The 17,832-nt window shown below is 61.8% G+C and carries 23 protein-coding genes and 1 tRNA gene; 6 read left to right on the top strand and 18 right to left on the bottom strand.

Translation table 11 applies throughout. The annotated features are described in order from the left end of the window. Positions 1-2: 2 nt before the first annotated feature. From ACOOFN_RS06340 to ACOOFN_RS06325, 4 genes are all read right to left on the bottom strand, one after another. Positions 3-275 (bottom strand): HPr family phosphocarrier protein, encoded by a 273-nt coding sequence (locus tag ACOOFN_RS06340; RefSeq protein WP_420434803.1) that lies wholly within the window; start codon positions 273-275, stop codon positions 3-5. Then, positions 275-682, bottom strand: a complete 408-nt coding sequence (locus ACOOFN_RS06335; protein ID WP_420434801.1) for a PTS sugar transporter subunit IIA — start codon at positions 680-682, stop codon at positions 275-277. Before ACOOFN_RS06335 ends, ACOOFN_RS06340 begins: the two co-directional genes overlap by 1 nt. Positions 683-752: 70 nt before the next feature. Next, positions 753-2,375 carry a stimulus-sensing domain-containing protein gene (locus tag ACOOFN_RS06330; RefSeq protein WP_420434799.1) on the bottom strand — a complete coding sequence of 541 codons (1,623 nt, stop codon included), beginning with the start codon at positions 2,373-2,375 and terminating at the stop codon, positions 753-755. Then, positions 2,344-3,048: a response regulator transcription factor gene (locus ACOOFN_RS06325; protein ID WP_420434797.1), complete on the bottom strand. Its 705-nt coding sequence runs from the start codon at positions 3,046-3,048 to the stop codon at positions 2,344-2,346. The genes ACOOFN_RS06330 and ACOOFN_RS06325 overlap by 32 nt, the downstream gene beginning before the upstream one ends. A 128-nt stretch (positions 3,049-3,176) precedes the next feature. On the opposite strand from ACOOFN_RS06325, the gene ACOOFN_RS06320 reads away from it, so the two are divergent. Further along, positions 3,177-4,874, top strand: coding sequence for a hypothetical protein (locus ACOOFN_RS06320; protein WP_420434795.1), 1,698 nt, complete (start codon positions 3,177-3,179; stop codon positions 4,872-4,874). Here ACOOFN_RS06320 and ACOOFN_RS06315 read toward each other — a convergent pair. The 5 genes from ACOOFN_RS06315 to ACOOFN_RS06295 all read right to left on the bottom strand — a co-directional run bounded on the left by ACOOFN_RS06315 (position 4,871) and on the right by ACOOFN_RS06295 (position 7,931). After that, positions 4,871-5,788, bottom strand: a complete 918-nt coding sequence (locus ACOOFN_RS06315) for a glycosyltransferase family 2 protein (protein ID WP_420434793.1) — start codon at positions 5,786-5,788, stop codon at positions 4,871-4,873. The two genes, ACOOFN_RS06320 and ACOOFN_RS06315, sit on opposite strands and share 4 nt — an antisense overlap. Before the next feature lie 138 nt (positions 5,789-5,926). Further along, the gene (locus ACOOFN_RS06310) at positions 5,927-6,337 is read right to left on the bottom strand and encodes a response regulator (protein ID WP_420434791.1); all 411 of its coding nucleotides are present in this window, start codon (positions 6,335-6,337) and stop codon (positions 5,927-5,929) included. Positions 6,338-6,400: 63 nt separating this feature from the next. Beyond that, on the bottom strand, positions 6,401-7,309 hold the full coding sequence (gene folD, locus ACOOFN_RS06305; RefSeq protein ID WP_420434789.1) for a bifunctional methylenetetrahydrofolate dehydrogenase/methenyltetrahydrofolate cyclohydrolase FolD: 909 nt from the start codon (positions 7,307-7,309) through the stop codon (positions 6,401-6,403). Next, positions 7,306-7,593, bottom strand: a complete 288-nt coding sequence (locus ACOOFN_RS06300; protein ID WP_420434787.1) for a DUF167 family protein — start codon at positions 7,591-7,593, stop codon at positions 7,306-7,308. Before ACOOFN_RS06300 ends, folD begins: the two co-directional genes overlap by 4 nt. 26 nt (positions 7,594-7,619) lie before the next feature. Continuing rightward, positions 7,620-7,931 (bottom strand): YggT family protein, encoded by a 312-nt coding sequence (locus ACOOFN_RS06295; protein WP_420434785.1) that lies wholly within the window; start codon positions 7,929-7,931, stop codon positions 7,620-7,622. A 152-nt stretch (positions 7,932-8,083) separates the two neighbouring features. Between ACOOFN_RS06295 and ACOOFN_RS06290 the strand changes: the two genes are divergently transcribed. Beyond that, a tRNA-Ala gene (locus ACOOFN_RS06290) sits at positions 8,084-8,159 on the top strand. Between the two features lie 45 nt (positions 8,160-8,204). On the opposite strand, the gene ACOOFN_RS06285 is transcribed toward ACOOFN_RS06290, so the two are convergent. From ACOOFN_RS06285 to ACOOFN_RS06255, 7 genes are all read right to left on the bottom strand, one after another. Further along, positions 8,205-8,669: a PTS sugar transporter subunit IIA gene (locus ACOOFN_RS06285; RefSeq protein WP_420434783.1), complete on the bottom strand. Its 465-nt coding sequence runs from the start codon at positions 8,667-8,669 to the stop codon at positions 8,205-8,207. Between the two features lie 66 nt (positions 8,670-8,735). Beyond that, on the bottom strand, positions 8,736-9,332 hold the full coding sequence (gene hpf, locus ACOOFN_RS06280) for a ribosome hibernation-promoting factor, HPF/YfiA family (protein WP_420434781.1): 597 nt from the start codon (positions 9,330-9,332) through the stop codon (positions 8,736-8,738). A gap of 114 nt (positions 9,333-9,446) precedes the next feature. Next, positions 9,447-10,934 carry an RNA polymerase factor sigma-54 gene (gene rpoN / locus ACOOFN_RS06275; RefSeq protein ID WP_420434779.1) on the bottom strand — a complete coding sequence of 496 codons (1,488 nt, stop codon included), beginning with the start codon at positions 10,932-10,934 and terminating at the stop codon, positions 9,447-9,449. A 36-nt stretch (positions 10,935-10,970) separates the two neighbouring features. Then, the gene (gene lptB, locus ACOOFN_RS06270) at positions 10,971-11,726 is read right to left on the bottom strand and encodes an LPS export ABC transporter ATP-binding protein (RefSeq protein WP_420435021.1); all 756 of its coding nucleotides are present in this window, start codon (positions 11,724-11,726) and stop codon (positions 10,971-10,973) included. A 14-nt stretch (positions 11,727-11,740) separates the two neighbouring features. Further along, positions 11,741-12,337: an LptA/OstA family protein gene (locus tag ACOOFN_RS06265; protein WP_420434777.1), complete on the bottom strand. Its 597-nt coding sequence runs from the start codon at positions 12,335-12,337 to the stop codon at positions 11,741-11,743. Continuing rightward, positions 12,334-13,020 carry an LPS export ABC transporter periplasmic protein LptC gene (gene lptC, locus ACOOFN_RS06260; RefSeq protein WP_420434775.1) on the bottom strand — a complete coding sequence of 229 codons (687 nt, stop codon included), beginning with the start codon at positions 13,018-13,020 and terminating at the stop codon, positions 12,334-12,336. The genes ACOOFN_RS06265 and lptC overlap by 4 nt, the downstream gene beginning before the upstream one ends. Positions 13,021-13,068: 48 nt before the next feature. Next, a complete protein-coding gene (locus ACOOFN_RS06255) occupies positions 13,069-13,683 on the bottom strand; it encodes a ribonuclease D (protein WP_420434773.1) in 615 nt (204 codons plus the stop codon). A gap of 127 nt (positions 13,684-13,810) precedes the next feature. On the opposite strand from ACOOFN_RS06255, the gene ACOOFN_RS06250 reads away from it, so the two are divergent. Both ACOOFN_RS06250 and ACOOFN_RS06245 read left to right on the top strand, forming a co-directional pair. Next, a complete protein-coding gene (locus tag ACOOFN_RS06250) occupies positions 13,811-14,206 on the top strand; it encodes a hypothetical protein (protein ID WP_420434771.1) in 396 nt (131 codons plus the stop codon). 330 nt (positions 14,207-14,536) lie between these two features. After that, entirely contained in the window at positions 14,537-15,025 is a 489-nt protein-coding gene (locus ACOOFN_RS06245) for a hypothetical protein (protein ID WP_420434769.1), read from the top strand. A gap of 27 nt (positions 15,026-15,052) precedes the next feature. On the opposite strand, the gene ACOOFN_RS06240 is transcribed toward ACOOFN_RS06245, so the two are convergent. Further along, positions 15,053-15,559 (bottom strand): hypothetical protein, encoded by a 507-nt coding sequence (locus ACOOFN_RS06240; protein ID WP_420434767.1) that lies wholly within the window; start codon positions 15,557-15,559, stop codon positions 15,053-15,055. A gap of 147 nt (positions 15,560-15,706) precedes the next feature. Further along, a complete protein-coding gene (locus ACOOFN_RS06235) occupies positions 15,707-16,126 on the bottom strand; it encodes a DUF1330 domain-containing protein (RefSeq protein WP_420434765.1) in 420 nt (139 codons plus the stop codon). A gap of 168 nt (positions 16,127-16,294) precedes the next feature. On the opposite strand from ACOOFN_RS06235, the gene ACOOFN_RS06230 reads away from it, so the two are divergent. Together ACOOFN_RS06230 and ACOOFN_RS06225 are read left to right on the top strand one after the other, a co-directional pair. Then, positions 16,295-17,011 (top strand): winged helix-turn-helix transcriptional regulator, encoded by a 717-nt coding sequence (locus tag ACOOFN_RS06230; protein WP_420434763.1) that lies wholly within the window; start codon positions 16,295-16,297, stop codon positions 17,009-17,011. 488 nt (positions 17,012-17,499) lie between these two features. Continuing rightward, positions 17,500-17,820: a hypothetical protein gene (locus ACOOFN_RS06225; RefSeq protein WP_420434761.1), complete on the top strand. Its 321-nt coding sequence runs from the start codon at positions 17,500-17,502 to the stop codon at positions 17,818-17,820. The last annotated feature ends 12 nt before the right edge of the window (positions 17,821-17,832 follow it).

The raw sequence follows: 17,832 nt of genomic DNA, 5'->3' as shown, positions 1-17,832 counted from the left end.
CGTCAAACAGATTCGTGAAACCGGTCTTTGACGAGTTTCACAAGCGCTGCCAGCGCCGGCTCGGCATCCCGGCCGCTGGCATGAATGGTGATCTCCGTGCCCTGGCTGGCCGCCAGCATGAGCAGGTCCATGATTGAGGACGCCTGCACGCGGTCTTCGCCGCGCTGCACTTCGATCTCGGCCTCATAACCGGCGGCGACATCGACAAATTTTGCCGACGCACGCGCGTGCAGGCCCCGCTCATTGCAGATGACGACCGATTGCGATGCAGGCATTACTTGTTGGCGCTTTCCAGAACGCGGGCCGCCCGCGCAATATAGCGCTGACCGGCCTTCTCGCCGGCTTCCGCGAGCGCTTCGAGATCCAGCGTGCCCCGTGATTCCACGAGCTTGATCATCATCGGCAGATTGATGCCGGCCAGCACGTCGACCTTGCCGGGAGACAATTGCGAGATCGCGAGATTGGACGGTGTGCCGCCAAACATGTCGGTCAGGATCAACACGCCCGATCCCGTATCCAGCCGCCCGATACGCTCCGACAAATCGTCGCGCCGCTCGGCGAGATCGTCATCCGCGCCTATGCATACGGCTTCGCATTGCTCGAGTTCGCCAACGACATGCTCGGTGGCTGCCACGAATTCACGTGCCAGTTCGCCGTGTGTAACGATCAGAAAGCCGATCATGCCTCACCCCATAAGACCGTGATTAAATCGCGGCAATAGGATTACGAAAAGGCCTTTTTTCACGCAGCTGTCAGATTTGCGCAGCGCGGGGGAAGGTCACGACAAAGCGCGCACCGGCAATTTTGCCGTCGGCATCGGTCCGGTTCTCGGCGCGGATATCCCCGCCATGGACGCGCACGATCTGCCGCGCAATGGCAAGCCCCAGGCCCGAGTGCGAGCCGAATTCGGCGCCTTGCGGACGCTCCGTGTAGAACCGCTTGAAGATCGTCTCCAGGCTCTCGGGTGGAATGCCCGGACCTTCATCATCGACAGTGATCGCCAGTTCGTCTCCGGCTTCGAGCGATAGCCGGATGGTGACGCGGCCGTCCGCTGGCGAGAAGGTGAGCGCATTGTCGATCAGATTGCGGATCACCTGGCCGATCGGTGCGGCCCGCCCTTCGACCGGCCCCGATTCCAATGTCGTTTCGAACACTACCGCGGGTCCGCTCGCCAGCGCCGTCTCATAGGAGCTGACCGTATCGCCGATCAGGTTGACGAGGTCGACCTGGCCGACATCCTCGCGCGCCAGCTCGGCATCCAGCCGTGAAGCGCGGGCGATATCGGTAATCAACCGGTCCATGCGCCGCACATCCGAAGCGATGACCGCGAGCAGCTTGTCGCGCTGATCGGCGCTCTTGGCGCGCGGCAGGATTTCTGCGGCCGAACGGATCGAGGTCAGCGGATTCTTCAGCTCGTGCGCGACATCGGCTGCGAACTGCTCGATTGCGTCCATGCGGTCATAGAGAGCGGCTGTCATCGAGCGCAGGGCTTCACCGAGTTCGCCGATCTCGTCGCGGCGGCCGGCCAGCGATGGCATCTCGACCCTGCGGCCCTTGGCCAGGCGCACCCGGCGCGCCGCTTTTGCCAAACGCCGGATCGGCCGGGCGATAAACACGGTGAGCATGAGCGAGGACAGGATCGAGACAAGCGCGGCCATCAGGATGAAGGGGAAAAGCGCGCGCCGTTCGTCGGCGATCAGCTCGTCGAGATCGAAGGATTCCAGCGTCACCACGCCGACCACCGCTCGCACCGGCTGGATGGGCACGGTAACTGAGACGACGCGTGATCCGTCGGGCTGCCGCCGGACGCCCGCCACGATGTCGCCCTCGATCGCCGCCGCCACTTCCTCTTCGAGTGTGCGGTTCAGAGCCGCCCGCTCTTCCGCCGTCCGGAACAACCCGCCGAAACCGTCGAGCGCACGCGACAGAACACTGCGCGCATCTTCCGCCAGGTCGCTCGGCAAGTCCTCGCCGGGTGGTGGCAGCACGATGACATCGAGCCGGTTGTTGAGAAGGTGAGTATCGGCGACCAGTTGCGCCGCCTTGTTGTATATGCGGGCGCGCACTTCGTCCGGAATATAGAGATCGCGCAACAGGAGACGCGCATCGCCTTCGATCAGGATCGGTGACGGGTCGCTCTCGGCCGCGCCTTCGGCCATGACATTGGCGATCAGCTCGCCCTCGACACGCAGCGCATCGAGCTTGGCATTGACCAGTCCGCGTCGGGTTTCCGACACCGCCAGCATGCCGATGACCAGCACAATCAGCGCAAGCCCGTTCGCGACCAGGATGATCCAGGCCAGACGCGAGAACGAGGCGCCGCGAACGGATGTCAGCGCGCCGCTAGCTCTCCTTGTAACGGTATCCAACACCATAAAGCGTCTCGATGGCGTCGAACTCCTTGTCGACCTCTCTGAATTTCTTCCGGATTCGCTTGATATGGCTGTCGATGGTCCGGTCGTCGACATAGATCTGGTCGTCATAGGCCGCATCCATCAGCGCATCCCGGCTCTTCACATAACCCGGCCGCTGCGCCAGCGCTTGCAAAATCAGGAATTCGGTGACCGTCAGCCGCACCGGTTCGCCTTCCCAGGCGCAGGAATGGCGGTTGGGATCAAGCGACAGGCGCCCGCGCATGATCGGCCTGGAATCGCCATTGTCGGAGCCCGGTTCGCCAGCCGGATCCGGCCGCGCACGGCGCAGCACGGCCTTGACGCGCTCGCCCAGCAGGCGTTGCGAAAACGGCTTGGTGATATAGTCGTCGGCGCCGAGATTGAGCCCGAGGGCCTCATCGAACTCGTCATCCTTGGACGTCAGGAAAATAACCGGCATGTTCGAGGTCTGGCGCAAGCGGCGCAGCAGTTCGAGACCGTCCATGCGCGGCATCTTGATATCAAAGACGCCGAGATCCGCAGGATCCGTGGTCAGCGCTTCGAGCGCGCTCGACCCGTCATTGAAGGCCCTGACGGTATAACCTTCACCCTCCAGAAAAATGGAGACCGAGGTGATGATGTTCTCGTCATCGTCGACCAGCGCGATTGTGGCCATTGGCGCGTCTCCCATGCACGTTCGTGAGGACCTTAGACAAGCTGAACGCGAAGCGAAAGCGTCAGGGTTCACGGCGCCTTAAATGTTTCAGTGGCATTTTCTCGACCTGTTTTGCCGGAGCTGACCGAATGCCGTCAGGCAAGGTTCATTTCGAGGTCTTCATCAAGAAGCACCGCAAGGCGGGCTGGACGCTCGCCGAGGCGCGCCCGGACCGCGATGGTGCCATCGATCTCGCGCGGCTCCTGCTCGCCGACCTGCCCACCGGTTCGGTGCGCGTCACGAAGGAACGCTTTGATGACGAAAGCCGGACCTTTCGCTCGACCACCGTCTTCGAGGAGGGCGCCGAACGCTTCGAATGCGAGGAAGAAAAGACCGGTGACGGCTCCTTGCCGTGCGTATCGCCGGACGATCTGACCAATCCGTCGGCGCGCGACACGATGAGCCGCGTGCTCAACGAGTGGTTCGTTCGCAAGCAGGTCACGCCGATGGAGCTGATGCACAGCCCGGCCCAGGCGGAAGACCTGGAATCCGGTGGCACCGAGCTGCAGCACGCCATCCAGAAAGTCGCGGTTGCCAGTGCCCGAGATGGCGATTCAACCGTCCACGCCTATGTAAAACAGCTCCATGAGCTAACCCAGAAGGCGTTCGACCGGATCTATCGCGACGGCAAGGCCGGCAAGCTGCCGCGCTTTTCCGATTACAATTCCTATTCGAAACTAGTCGAGGAATTTGCGCCCAAGACCGCCACATACAAGATCCGGGCAGCGCTTGCCGACCGCCTGAGCGACGAACGCAGCTACAGCAAGAAGCTCGCCGTGCTGATGCAGTTCGCTGCCGATCTGCCATCCGACGCGGAAGTCCGGGCGCTGGCTGTCGACCAGCTCGATATCTTCATTGCCGAAATCCTCGGATTCGATTCCGGCCTCGCGGCCCTGATGGGATCGAGCGACGAACTCGGCGACGAGGTCCAGTTGCTGGCAGACATGTATGACGCCTCGACCGATGCCGAGGGCCTCGAAAAGGCGCCGAAAGTCGCGCGCGAGCTGACAGCGCTCATGGCGGCAGGCGATTTCGCGTCCAGCAAGACGGCGATTGCGGCGGCCTTGCTCGAACGGCTACGGCGGCCACGGCGCCTGCGGCCGGGCGATGTCATGGCCGAGGTCAAGCTCGCCCGGAAGCTGGCGCAGAAACTGGTGATCGCCCAGGGCGCAGATCTGTCGCCAGACGCCTTGCAGGATGCCTTCGCGAAACGGTCCGCGCGGCTGCTGACGCCGGAGACGATCGGCGATTTCCTTGACAAGTGCAGCAATCCCGACGCCGAGATCGACAATCTCCTCGCCCTCGAGGAAAACATTGTCGGCAGCCAGAACAAGCGCAAGCTGGCAGGCTATATCCGCGCCAGCCTCGGCGCGCACAAGACCGAAAGCTGGTTCGTGTCGGGCGAGGGGCGGCCAATCGATCGCCTGCATCGCCTGACCCGCTTCCAGACGCGCGCGATGAAAAGCAATTATCCCGAAGACGAGAAGGCGGGATTGCTGGAAACATTCGATGCGCTCGGCATGAAGATCATCGAGCGTACCGGCGTCCTCGACGCCCTTGCCAACAATGATCAGCCCGTACTCGACCGCGCCGCTTCGCTGCTCAAGCTTGCAACCTGCCAGGCGATTCCTGCGGGCAAATGTGCCGCCGCGGCGCAGCAGCGGGCGATGCGACTGGTGCGGTCCGACGCCGGGCTGGAGGAAGCCAAGGCCGACACCCGGCGCGAAAAGCTCGCAGGCATAGAAAAAATGTTGAAAAGCCTCGGTCCGGCAGCCGACGCGGCCTAGGCGACGGCGCTGCCGTAGAAGCCCATCTTGAAGGGGCCGCCCCAGAATACTTTACCGAGGCCACGCGCCGCCTTGTCCAGCATCCGCGCGCGGCGCGGGGCGCCAACCGCCCAGAGAAAGCCTGCCGCCACTCCGTAAACGACCGCCTGGCCGGCACCGACAAGCATCCAGAACAGGATACCGGCTATGTCGGCCGGGCGTCGTGCAGCGCACGCGGCACTGGGCCCCTGTCCGTAGGCAAAGGCGCGCTTGAGCGTGTATTTCAGTGTCGCGCGGCTGGTCAGCGGGTCTTCGAAAACCCAGGCTTCGGCTGACCAGGCAAAATCGGCCCCGCCGGCCTGCATTTGTGCAAACAGCAGATCGTCTTCTCCGCCGGTCGTGTTGCGGTCGGTGTCAAACGGCTGGTCGCCGGGCAGGGCGGCACGCCTGATCAGCGAGTTGCCGCAACCGTAATAGTGATCGATATGCCCGCTTTCGTCGGGACCGGAGCGGGCGAAGAACGCCGCGTAATAGTCGCGATGGCGGATCACATTCTCGGGCAAGCGGGTCCGCACCGGGCCGAACACGGCGTCGACATCGTAGAATCGCATCGTACCGACCAGTTCGCACAACCAGGTGGGCGGCGCTTCCTCGTCATCATCGAGAAAGGCGATCAGTTCGCCCGAGCTTGCGGCGAGGCCGGCATTGCGCGCATTCGCGACACCGGGGTCCGGCATGTGAACGACGCGAACAGGGATGGTGGAATCGTCAGCCAGTGCCCTTGCGGCCTCGAGCCCCGACCCGGCGGGGTCATTGTCGACGATGACCAGCTCGATCGACAGGCCACACGGATTGGCCTGGTTGAGAACGCTGCGTGCGGCACGTTCCAGGCCTTCGGGCCGGCGAAAAGTGGGAAGAATTACGGAAACGTCCATGAGCTAGATCGGCCGCCCCGGCGCCGGATGACGGCTCGTCATGCCGCGTCGGATGATCTGAAACCTGTAGCCCTGCCCCATTTTGAACCGCTCCCGACTGACCCGGGCGGTCGCGTGCAAGAATAACGCCGCGAAAGCCTAGATCTCTGCGAAATCGTCACTGTCCGCGGACAGGCGCAATATCTGCGCCAGCGGCTTTGTGGATTCAGTCTTGCGTCCCGTCAGGTGCTCGTTCTTGTCGAGTATCTGGATGCCTTCGGGGAGTGTGTAGCGGTCGACGCGTACCGAGCCGGAGAGCACGACAATCGGCGTGATCGGGCAGAGTTGCTGCATCGTGCTGAGCGTGTCTTCCGGATTGACGGAATCAGGCAGCCTGAGGTCCAGCAGGACGAGGTCGTAATCCTGGGCCCCGAGCTTGCGCTTCGCTTCCTGCAAATCGCGCGCGACTTCGAAACCGATTTCAAAATCGCCGGATTCAAACACCGTGTTCTGGACCAGCAAGGCGTCCGCAAAATCGTCCTCGACGTGAAGTACTTTCAAAGCCGACATGAACTGCCCTCCCCGGTCAGGTCTCTTTCTCCCAGATATCGATTAACCTGATGTTGACGGCGGTCAGCCGGCACCCTGCCGCGTGCCAGCCAGATCGATATCGGCGCGCCGCGCTGCGGCCGTCATCGTGTTCCGCAGCAGCATGGCAATGGTCATCGGCCCGATTCCGCCGGGAACAGGCGTGATCCAGCCGGCATTCCTGGAGGCGGCCTCGAATGCGACATCGCCGACCAGCCGGGTCTGGCCTTCGCCCTTCTCCGGTGCCGCCACGCGGTTGATACCGACATCGAGCACGCAGGCGCCGGGCTTGATCCAGTCGCCGGGGATCATTTCCGGACGTCCGACTGCCGCCACTACAATGTCGGCGGAGCGGCACAGTTCCGGCAGGTTCACCGTGCGCGAATGGGCAATCGTCACCGTGCAATTCTTCTCGAGGAATAGCAGGGCGGCCGGCTTGCCGACCAGGATCGAGCGGCCGATCACCAGTACCGACTTGCCGGTCAGATCGCCCATCGCCTGCTCCGCCAGCAGCACGCAGCCCGCTGGCGTGCAGGGCCGCAGGCCCTCTTCGCCGGCCAGCAGGCGCCCGGCGCTGACCGCCGTCAGCCCGTCGACATCCTTGTCTGGGTCGATCGCGTCGATTACCGCGCCGGCGTCGATATGATCAGGCAGCGGCATCTGCACCAGGATGCCGTCCACGGACGGGTTGTCGTTGAGCTGGCGGACGATGGTAATCGCCTCGTCCTGCGAGATCGTCGCCGGTTTGCGGATCTCGGTCGAGTTCATGCCGGCCCTGGTTGCCCGCCGCACCTTGTTGCGGACATAGACCTCGCTTGCCGGATCCTCGCCGATCAACACCACAGCGAGACCGGGTTTGCGGCCGAGAAGGCCTTCGAGTTGCGCGACGGCCTCGCCGACCCTGCGGTCGATCTCTGCCGCCACGGCCTTGCCGTCGATTATGGTTGCCGTCATGCGCCCAAAGCTCCCAGGGTTTTCGTCAGGGCTGGCCTTTCGCCGTCATCGCAGGCGATCTCGATCGTCTTCAGGCGATGAGTCTGGCCACGGATCACTGCCAGCCGGGTTTTAGCAAGTCTGGTCTGTTTGGCGAGGAGTTTGATGAGGGCTGCATTCGCGGCGCCCTTTTCCGGCACCGCGCGAACGCGCGCCCTTAGATAGACGGTCCCGTCAGCACCGGTGTCCCAGCCCTCTATCCGGTCGCCGGACGCATTCGGTGTCAGCCGCACGAGCAGGGACAAGCCTGCCGGTGTAGGCGTGACCCGGCTCAAAACCGCAGCATCAGCTCCGGCAGCAACCAGCCACGGATGAACTGGATCAGCAGGATCAGCACTAGGGGCGAGAAATCCAGCCCGCCGAGCGGCGGCAGGATATTCCGGATCGGCCGCAGCACCGGTTCGGTGACGACGGAAGTCATGCGCCAGATCGATCCGACAAAGGGATTGTACGGATTGACGACCTTGAAACTGACCAGCCAGCTCAAGATGATCGATACAATCATCAACAGGATGAACAGACCGAGGATCGGATCGATGATATAGATGATCAGCCCGTCCAGAAGGGATTGATTGCTGCGCATGCCGGAGAACTCGCTTCGCCTCGATTGAGGCTCCCGGTCTAGCCGGACTTCGCGCCCTCGGGCAAGCATTGATGGCCTTCGCGCGCATCGCCGTGGCAGCACGGCTTGACGCTCGGCGCACCCGGATTTATTGATCCGCCTCCCAATCGGTCGGGGCTATAGCTCAGTTGGGAGAGCGCGTCGTTCGCAATGACGAGGTCGGCGGTTCGATTCCGCCTAGCTCCACCATTCCAGGTCGCATGATCCAGCAATGAATCGAATGAATTCGCCGGCCTAGGCCGCGTCGGAATCTTCCTGCAGGGTCAGCAGGGCCGCCATGCCATCGCGCGAATCGGTCGTCCGCAAACGGGCACGCACATCCTCGCGGCGGAAGACGCGGCTGACCCGCGCCAGGGCCTTGAGATGCTCGGTGCTGGCTGTTTCGGGTGCCAGCAGCAGGAAGATCAGGTCGACCGGACGGCCATCGATGGCGTCAAAATCGATCGGCGTCTTGAGCCGGGCGAACAGGCCGAACACACCGCTCAACCCTTCCAGCCGGGCGTGCGGGATCGCGACGCCGTCACCGACGCCGGTCGAGCCGAGCCGTTCGCGGTCCATCACGGAATCGAGAATGCCGCGCGAATCCACGCCCAGCCGGGCTCCCGCTGCTTCGCACATCATCTGCAGGGCCTGCTTGCGATTCGACGCATTGAGCGTCCCGAGGACAGCATCGGCCGATAACAGATCGGAAAGAGCCATGTCGTGTGTCCGGTTTTGCGGGTCGGGAAGGCGTTACAGCGATTCGGCCCGGCTTGATTCAGAGAGCTAGCCGCTCTTGTCTCTGTCAGGGTCGATCCAGCCGACATGTCCGTCGGGTCGACGGTAGACGATATTGACCCCGTTATGGGCGATATTGCGGAACATCAGGAAGGGCGCGCCGGCCGCCTCCAGTTCCAGAACCGCCATGCTGGCGGTCATCGCCCGCAACTCCCCTGGCGTTTCCGCGACGATGACCGGTTCGTCGCCACCCGGCGCGTCCTCGTTCTCATCGTCATACTCATCGTCCGGCCGGCCGCGGAACACCGTGATCGGTGTGGTTTCCGCCGGCAGTTCGACCTTGTTCTCATTGTGATGGTTTTTCAGCTTGCGCTTGTAGCGGCGCAATCGCTTTTCCAGGTGCTGACTGGCCTTGTCGGCCGCCTTGTAGGCATCGTCATCATCGCCCTGGGCCTGCAGCATCACGCCTGACGGCAGGTGCAGCGATACGGTGACGCGGAAACCCGCGCCTTCGCGTGACGCGGCGATATAGGCTTCGCTCGGACGGTTGAAATACTTGGATACGGCTTCCTCGACGCGGCCGACGATCTCCTCGCGGAGCGCGTCGGAAACATCAATTCCTTTGGAAACGACTTGTATCTGCATTGCTTATCCCAGCCTAGCACACGGTTCCCGCACAAGCGAGCGAGAATGCCCCTGCAAGAGCGCGCGGAACCTATTGGCGGTTTCGAAAATGTCAATTGCGCCACTGTTTGCGGATCAGCTCGCGCGTTTCAGCATGCGGCGGCGCTGGATCGACGACGGAATGTTCATTGCTTCACGATATTTCGCCACGGTCCGGCGGGCAATATCGATTCCCTCGTGACGCAGCCTTTCGACCAACGCATCGTCGGACATGACCTCGTCGATGGTTTCCATGTCGATCAACGTCTTGATCCGGTAGCGCACCGCCTCGGCGGAGTGCGCCTCGCCGCCGCCTGAAGACGGGATCGCCGAGGTGAAGAAATATTTCAATTCGAACAGGCCGCGCGGGGTCGCCACATACTTGTTCGACGTCACGCGGCTGACCGTCGATTCATGCATCTCGATCGCGTCCGCCACCGTCTTCAGATTGAGCGGCCGCAGGAAAGCCACGCCCTTGGCCAGAAACAGGTCCTGCTGGCGCACGATCTCGGCCGACACCTTCAATATGGTCCGCGCCCGCTGGTCGAGCGACTTGACCAGCCAGCTCGCATTTTGGGCGCATTCGGTGATGAAGGTCTTGTCTTCTTCGCTGCGCGCAACGGCACTGATCTCTGCGGCATAGGACTGGTTGACCAACACGCGCGGCAAGGTGTCGGTATTTAGATCGATCCGCCAGCTTCCATCCGGGTTCTCGCGCACGAACACATCCGGTTCGATGGCGCGCGTATTGTCCGCCCCGTAGGCCAGCCCAGGCTTCGGTGTCAGCGATCGCAGCTCGGCGATCATTTCGTCCAGATCGTCGGCATCGACGCCGCAGATCGACTGCAGGGCCGGGTAATCGTGCTTGGCGAGACGGTCGAGATTATCCACCAGTTTCGCCATTGCCGGATCCAGCCGGTTCCGGTCCTTCAGCTGCAAGGCGAGGCATTCCGCGAGATCGCGCGCCATCACGCCCGCCGGTTCGCAGCCATGCAGCACGTCGAGCGCCGCTTCAACCTCGCCATGATCGACGCCGAGCCGGTTCGCGACCTCCGCGAGGTCCGCACGCATGTAACCGTCATCATCTGCCAGATCGATCAAATGCGCGGCAATCATCCGCCGCACCGGATCGCAGCCGGCCAGTGTCAGCTGGTCATGGAGGTGTTCGGCAAGGGATTTCTCGCGCGATGAATTGGCCGCCGCATCGTAATCGCCGCCCTCGAATGAGCCGCTCCGGCCGACACCGGACCAGCTCGCGCTGTCGCCGGCGCCCGCCAGGTCGGCTTTCGAATCAGAGACGTTCAGCGATTCATTGTCAGCGTCGACGGCATCGCGCGCCTCGGAATGCGCCGAGCCGTCGAGTTTGAGCTCCTTGCGCTTGCCGTCTTCCTTCAGTTCGACGGTGTCGGGCTCGTTTTCGCGATCATCGCGTTCGAGCAGCGGATTGCGTTCCAGCTCTTCCTCGACGAAGGCCGACAGCTCGATATTCGAGAGCTGCAGCAGCTTGATCGCCTGCTGCAATTGCGGCGTCATGACCAGGGACTGGCCCTGCCGCATTTCCAGTTTTTGATGAAGTCCCGCCAAGGGGATGCCTCCACGCTTTGAGTTGCGTGGAGTTAATCAGCCAAAACTTTCGCCGAGATAAACGCGGCGCACATCCGGGTCAGCGCGGATTTCGGCCGGCGCCCCCTCGAACAGCACTTCGCCCTCGTGAATGATCGTCGCCCGGTCGGTGATCTCCAGCGTCTCGCGGACATTGTGATCGGTGATCAGAATGCCGATACCGCGATCGCGGAGGAAGCTGATCAGGTCGCGAATGTCTGTAATGGCCAGTGGATCAATCCCGGCAAAGGGCTCGTCCAGCAGCATGAAGGACGGTCGCGTCGCCAGAGCCCGGGCAATCTCGACCCGGCGGCGTTCGCCGCCTGAGAGCGAAAGCGCGGCGGCATCCGCCAGGTGCGAGATCCGCAATTCCTCGAGCAGCTGGGCAACGGTTTCCTTGCGCGCCGCCTTGTCGGGCTCGACGATCTCGGCAACCGCCATGATATTGTCCTTCACGGACATGCCCCGGAAAATCGAGGCTTCCTGCGGCAGATAGCCCAGCCCCAGCCGGGCCCGCTGATACATGGGCAGGCGGGTGATGTCCTCGCCGTCCAGGAGAATGCGGCCGTAATCGGCCTCGACGAGGCCGGTAATCATGTAGAAACAGGTCGTTTTCCCGGCGCCGTTCGGGCCCAGAAGACCGGCCACTTCGCCGCGCTTCAACCGCAGCGAAACACCCTTCACCACCGGCCGCTTGCGATAGGACTTGCCGATATTCTCGACCACCAGTCCTTCTGACGGCACGGCCTCGGCGTGCGTGTGCCCGCCAAACATGTCTTCAGCCAGGCTCAACCTTCCGCTTCCTCTTCGTCAGCGGCCGCATCATCCGTGTCGGCCGTTTCGTCGTCATCCGAAGGAAAGGCAATGAAGCGCACGCGCCCGCTGGTCTCGGTCGTCGAATCCTCGCCCGCCGCCTCCATGCAGGCCGGCGAATTGATCTGCGAATTGCGGGTCTCGAGGTCGACGATGATGCAGGAACCCGTGATCACGTCACGTCCGCGTGTCAGCGTCACGCCGCCGGTCATGACGATCGTGTCCGTCGTCAGTTCGTAGACGGCGCGGTTACCGCGGGCGACCTCGTCCGGTGTGACATAGAACACGTCGCCGGTGGCGATCACGCGATCGACCTCGCCCCAGCTGGCGCCTGTCCCGCTGGTCGCGCCGGACCGCGCGGCAAAGAAGACTTCCAGCCGGTCGGACCGCAGATTGGCGTCTCCCTGCGCGGCATCCACCTCTCCGGAAAAGACGGCGCGGCGTTCGGAGTCGAAGACTTCGAGATTGTCGGCGCTGATGTCCATGGGACCGCCCTGGCTGCCGATTTGGCCGAATGCCGCGGCCGGCAGGCCGAGCAAAAGGGCAAAGAAAATCACGAAGCGAAAAATCATGGCTGGTCTCCGCCGGCGCCGGCATCGTTGCGAATGAAGGTTCGGACATTCCCTCTGAACACGACACGGTCGCCGCCGTCCAGTATTTCATATGCATCCGCCCGGATTGTGCCCAGCGGTCCCTCGCCCTCGACCGGGCTGTCGCCAACCACGCGCTCTTCGGACAGGTAGATACGGGCATGATCGGCTGCGAAGGCATAACCCGACTGGGTCCTGAACTGGACGTCGGCATTGAGATCGAGCGTGCGTGCATCGGCGTCGAACAGACCCGTACGTGCGAGCACGCCTTCGGCCTGTTCGTATGCCGTGATCAGGTTGTAGTCCAGTTGCGGCGATTCCAGCTCGGTCAGCCGCGCCTCGGTGCCGCGCCGCCGGATGGCGGCATCGGCGGTCACCACATAGGGCGTGCCGGCTTCGTCTCGCCCGGTGAACCGCGGATTGATCATCCGCGCATCCTCACCGACGGTCACGGCCTCCTGTGATTCCGCGCCCAGCGACCGCAACAGGATCTGGCCAGCCATGACCAGGATGATGACAGCCGCCAGTCCGACCAGCGCCATCCGCAGCAGGCGCACGAAACGCGTCCGCTTGCGGGCGGCCGCCAAGGTGGTCGCACGCCGCGGCTCCCACGCCGAGTGCGGCGCTGGCTGGAGGGCGGACATGTCAGCAGTCGTGGCGGTCATTGAATTCCATTTGTGCGCAAAGGGCGCGGCAAGTTTAAGGCAGCGCCGTCAGGAATGGGCGAAAATGTCAGTCTCGTCCCAGCCCAAAAGATCGAGATCCGCCCGGGTCGGCAGGAAATCGAAACAGGCCCGGGCAATCTCCATGCGTCCCTCGCGTTCCAGCTTCTCGGTCAGATGGTCCCGCAATGCGTGCAGGTAAAGCACGTCCGAAGCGGCATACTCCAATTGCGCGTCGCTGAGTTCCGCAGCGCCCCAGTCCGAACTCTGTTGCTGCTTGGACAATTCGATACCGAGCAATTCCCGGGTGACGTCCTTGAGCCCGTGACGGTCGGTATAGGTGCGGGTCAGCTTGGACGCGATCTTGGTGCAGAACACCGGTGCCAGGGTGACGCCGAGATATTTCCGGATCATTGCCACGTCGAACCGCGCAAAGTGCAGTATTTTCTCGACGCCGGCATCGGCCAGCAGGGCCTTCAGATTGGGGCAGTCATAGCTGTCCCGGTCCATCTGCACGATGTGCGCATCGCCGTCACCGGTCGACAGCTGAACGAGACAGAGCTTGTCGCGGACCAGCGACAAGCCCAGCGTCTCGGTGTCGACGGCGACCGACGGGCCAAAATTCAACCCGCTGGGCAGGTCGTGCTTGTGGAAATGAACGCTCATCAGGCAGCCTTTGCTTCTGTCATGATTGCGGGTCTAACCCGCCCGGAAGGCGCCAACAAGCTCTCTGTCCGGGGTAGAATTCAAGTCAAGTGTGCGGTGTGGGGGGCTTTCATGATATGATGCCGTCATGAACCGCACCGCTCCCGACCAGGGCGCCGGAGGGCGCGTCGAGTACGAGCACAGGTCCGACGGCATCATTGAGGTGACGTTCGCAGGCGATATTGATTTCGATCTGCTTCAGGTTTCCAGCGACAAGATCCTCGAATTCATCCAGTCGGGGTGCCGCCATTTTCTGCTGCAGGTTGCCCACGCCTATCCGCTATTCACGCCGATCGATGTGATGGACGAATTTCACCGGGCCTTTCACACGCCGGTGCGGGGCGTGCGATTCGCTTATGTCGCGCCCAAGAACCTGTTCGGGAAACATTTCATGCTGATCGAGGCGGCCGCATTCAATGCGGGAATTACCGTGATCTTCAAGACGAATGAAACCGAGGCGATTGCCTGGCTGAAGGCTGATTAGTCCGGCATCGCGCCCGGCGCGATTTTGGCCTCCTGCCTCGTCCGCTACCTCGGCCGGTACAATCACCCTTGCCGGCGCCGCGGCGACCGCCGAGGTTCCCGATCCGCCCTCGTTCACTTTGCCCGATGCGTCGCGCTTGATGATCTGCCAATGGCCGCGATCATCGTCCGGACCGTGTTCCGGTGCAGGCACGGCGTCTTGCCGCCTGATGCGGTTTCATTAACCGGGGAAAGCAAAGAGAAACAAAGAAATAGTATAGTGAATAATATTCACATTTATAGAAATATGTGATGACTTTACTTTAGTGAGGAAGATATATAAGTTTGTAATATGAAATCAGCAAAGATCACATATTTCGCCATCGGCGCCCTCGCTTGCGTCGCGGCCTGTGCGCCGGCTCGTTCGGCGCCGCCCATCCTCGCCGTCTCGACGATCCAGGACGATTGGCGCGATCCTGTCGAAACGACTACGACGGGCGCGGGACTTGACGGAAGAAGTGTCAGTGGTCGGATCCGCGCCAGGGGCCCCGCCGGCCTGTTCAGCGTGCCGGGGACGCTGTCATTCCGCGGCGGAAACCTGGTCTGGCTGGCGCGCGGGAATGCGGATTCCGGACCCTATCAATGGCGCGAAACCGGCGACGCGATCGAATTCCGCGCCGAGCATGTCATCGAGAATGGCGAACGTGCGATCTGGTCCGGCAGCTTCGATGGCACGCGCTTTCATGATGTCACGGCGGTGTGGGTGCGTGTCGAGGGCGACTGGGTCCACGACCTTCTCCTGCCGGACCGTGTCGTGATGGAATTCACGCCCGACGACTAGTCCGGCCGCGAACGACGTGCGGTAACGCTATTCCGAACAATGCCGGAAGGCGAATGGCGCGTCGTCCGCTCCGCTCCCGCCGATCCGGACCATGTTCGTCTCGCGCACCTGCCAGCCGGCAGTTACCCGCAACAGTACCAGGCTCATCCGGTAGGCCGAGGTCTCCACCCGCCCGTCTGCATAGTGATTGGTCTGTTCGTAATACAGCCGGCCGAAGCCCACGCCGTCGACGATGGTCAGGGTCACGGGGTCAACAAAGGTGCAGCTGATGACATGCCCCGCCTCGGCAAAGCCCGTCCAGTAGGCAGCCGCCGACGCCCGATCGCTAAGCCCGCCGGTATTCTCTATGTCCCAATGGGTGAAATCGGGATGATAGCGTGCGACATAGGCGTCGATGCCCTCATCGCGCAGCGTCGGCCCCATCTCTTCCCAGAATTCGGCGAGTTCGAGCTCGGCGTCGGTAAATTCAGGCGCGGCAGCCGCGTCGGAGGATTGAGCGGTCAACAGGCTGGCCGCTAGCAGGATATCGATCATGGCAATGCTCCTTGCCGGGCCTGTTGCCAAGCCCGGGGAAGCCCCACCCTGTCAGTCTAGGAGATGCGGCGCCCGTAGGAAAGCCGCGGGGTCGAATCAGTCTGATCGACGGTCGGCTGGCCCATCGGAATCAAAGCTGGAGATCGACTATTCAGCAGTGGGAGGCTGGAAATGCGGCGCAAAAATCAGCGCCGTCGCGGCCTGGTCGGTCACACTCTGCCGCACCGGGATCACGGCCTGATAGGCACTGGAGTGATACCATTGATTGGCGGCCGCCTCGGATGGAAATCGTACCACAACGGTCCAGTTCGTGCGGGCCGCCTGTTCGAGGCTCACGCCGGTGCGCGACGCCACCAGGATTTCCCCGCCCGCCTCAAGAATGGTCGGAATGGCGATGGATGCGTAGTCCGACATATAGATATCAAAATCGGAGACCGAGATAGCGGCCACGAGATAGTGCGGATGATCGTGTCCGGCTCCGGCCTCGTGATTGGTTTGGGCGTCTGCACAAGCGCCCATCAGGGCGACGGGCAGGATGGCGCCGAAAATCGAATTCCTGTTGATCATGTCCTTGTCCTTCCGGGTGGCGTCCCGTGTCATCGGAAACCGGAGAATCCCGGCAAATTCAGTAATCGGCTAGTTCCGGGATTGAACCTTGCGGTTCATATTCTGAACTAGCGTTCTGACCGGGCGATCCGATCATGATCATCCGGATGATCTGCAAGGGGGGCGAGCATGGACACGTCAAGCTACAAGCAATTCTGCCCGGTTTCGATGGCGGCGGAAATCCTGTGCGCGCGTTGGACCATGGTCCTGCTTCGCGAATTGGTTGCGGGATCAACCCGCTTCAACGAATTGCGGCGCGGCCTGCCGAAAATGTCGCCGGCCCTTTTGTCGAAGCGCCTCAAGTCACTCGAAGCCGCCGGCATTCTGACGCGTCGTGCTGTGCCGCGGGAAAAAGGGATCTTCGAGTATCAACTCACGGAGTCCGGCCGTGAATTGCGTCCGATTGTCGAGTCGATCGGTTTCTGGGGACAGAAATGGATCGAGTTTGATCTGGCGCTTCAGAATCTGGATGTGTCCTTGCTCATGTGGGACATGCGCAGAAATATAAGTTTCGATCCCATGCCGGAATCCCGCAAAGTGGTCGAGTTCAACTATGCCGATCTGGCACCGGCCGAAAGCCGGTGGTGGTTGATCATCGACCCGATCGACGGTGTCGATCTGTGTTCTGTAGAACCGGGATATGAAATCGACTTGTTGATATCTTCAGACGTTGAGACCATGACTTCGGTTTGGATGGGACGGACCACAATCCGAAAGGCACAGCTGCTGGGCACATTGCTTCTGGAAGGTGAAAGCAGTCTGGCGAGCACCGCCCAGGAATGGCTCGGCCTCAGCCCCTTTGCGCGGGACGGCCGGTCGCTCGATAGCGGATTGACCTCAAATTGAAGGGGAAGGCCACTTCCGGGGCATTCAACGCCTATTTTTGGTCCAAAGGACCAAAAATTTCGATTTCATCGAACCGGCGGTGAATGGTGCCAGGAGAGGCGTCGAATAATCCCTTTATAACTCTGAATAATATAACCAATAATCTCCATGACGATCAAAGTGCCAACAATTATGCCAACATCTTGTGCCGCTTTCTTGTTCCATCCAGCGGCTCGCTCCCATGGAATTCGACAAGACCGAATGCTCGGTCGATGGAGTGCTTCTGGTTAGCGTCTAGCCGCTCAATCATCAATCGACAGCAATGTGCGCGCCGATCCACCGGAATAGGACTTTGGAACACCCACTGGCATGCGGAAAGGTTCCCAGCCCAAAGCGCAGATCTGGTTGCGGTAGTGGGGTCAGCTTTCGGTATGTTATTTAGTAACTTAGGGCGGTCTGCCCGGAGGACGGGGCTTTCAATTTAGGGGAGTTTGAACTAAGAACTCGGCATGCGGATCAGCTTGCAGTTCATACTCTTGATTGCCATGACCATCTCATTGGGCGGCGAGGCCGTGCTGGCTGCGTCGCCTGATCACGATCACCATATTGATAGCGTTCTGGAGGTTGAGGCAGATAGTCCGACCGATGCCGAGTACGGCAAGCACGCCGTTCATGGATGTGGTGTCTGCCACCATTTGGTAGACGTGCGCCCCTTGCTTTCGGTCGTTGTGCCGATCGCCACCAGTCACCGCTATGACCTCACCAGCGATCGCGTTTATTCGCGCGCGTTAGAGCCGCCATTCCAGCCCCCGATTGACGTTTCAGCCTGACCTCAAGTTCAA

The organism is Hyphobacterium sp., assembly GCF_965217055.1.
In the GTDB taxonomy this organism is placed as follows: domain Bacteria; phylum Pseudomonadota; class Alphaproteobacteria; order Caulobacterales; family Maricaulaceae; genus Hyphobacterium.
Note: the sequence above shows the minus strand (reverse complement) of the source record. Positions and strands in the feature narration are given on the sequence as shown.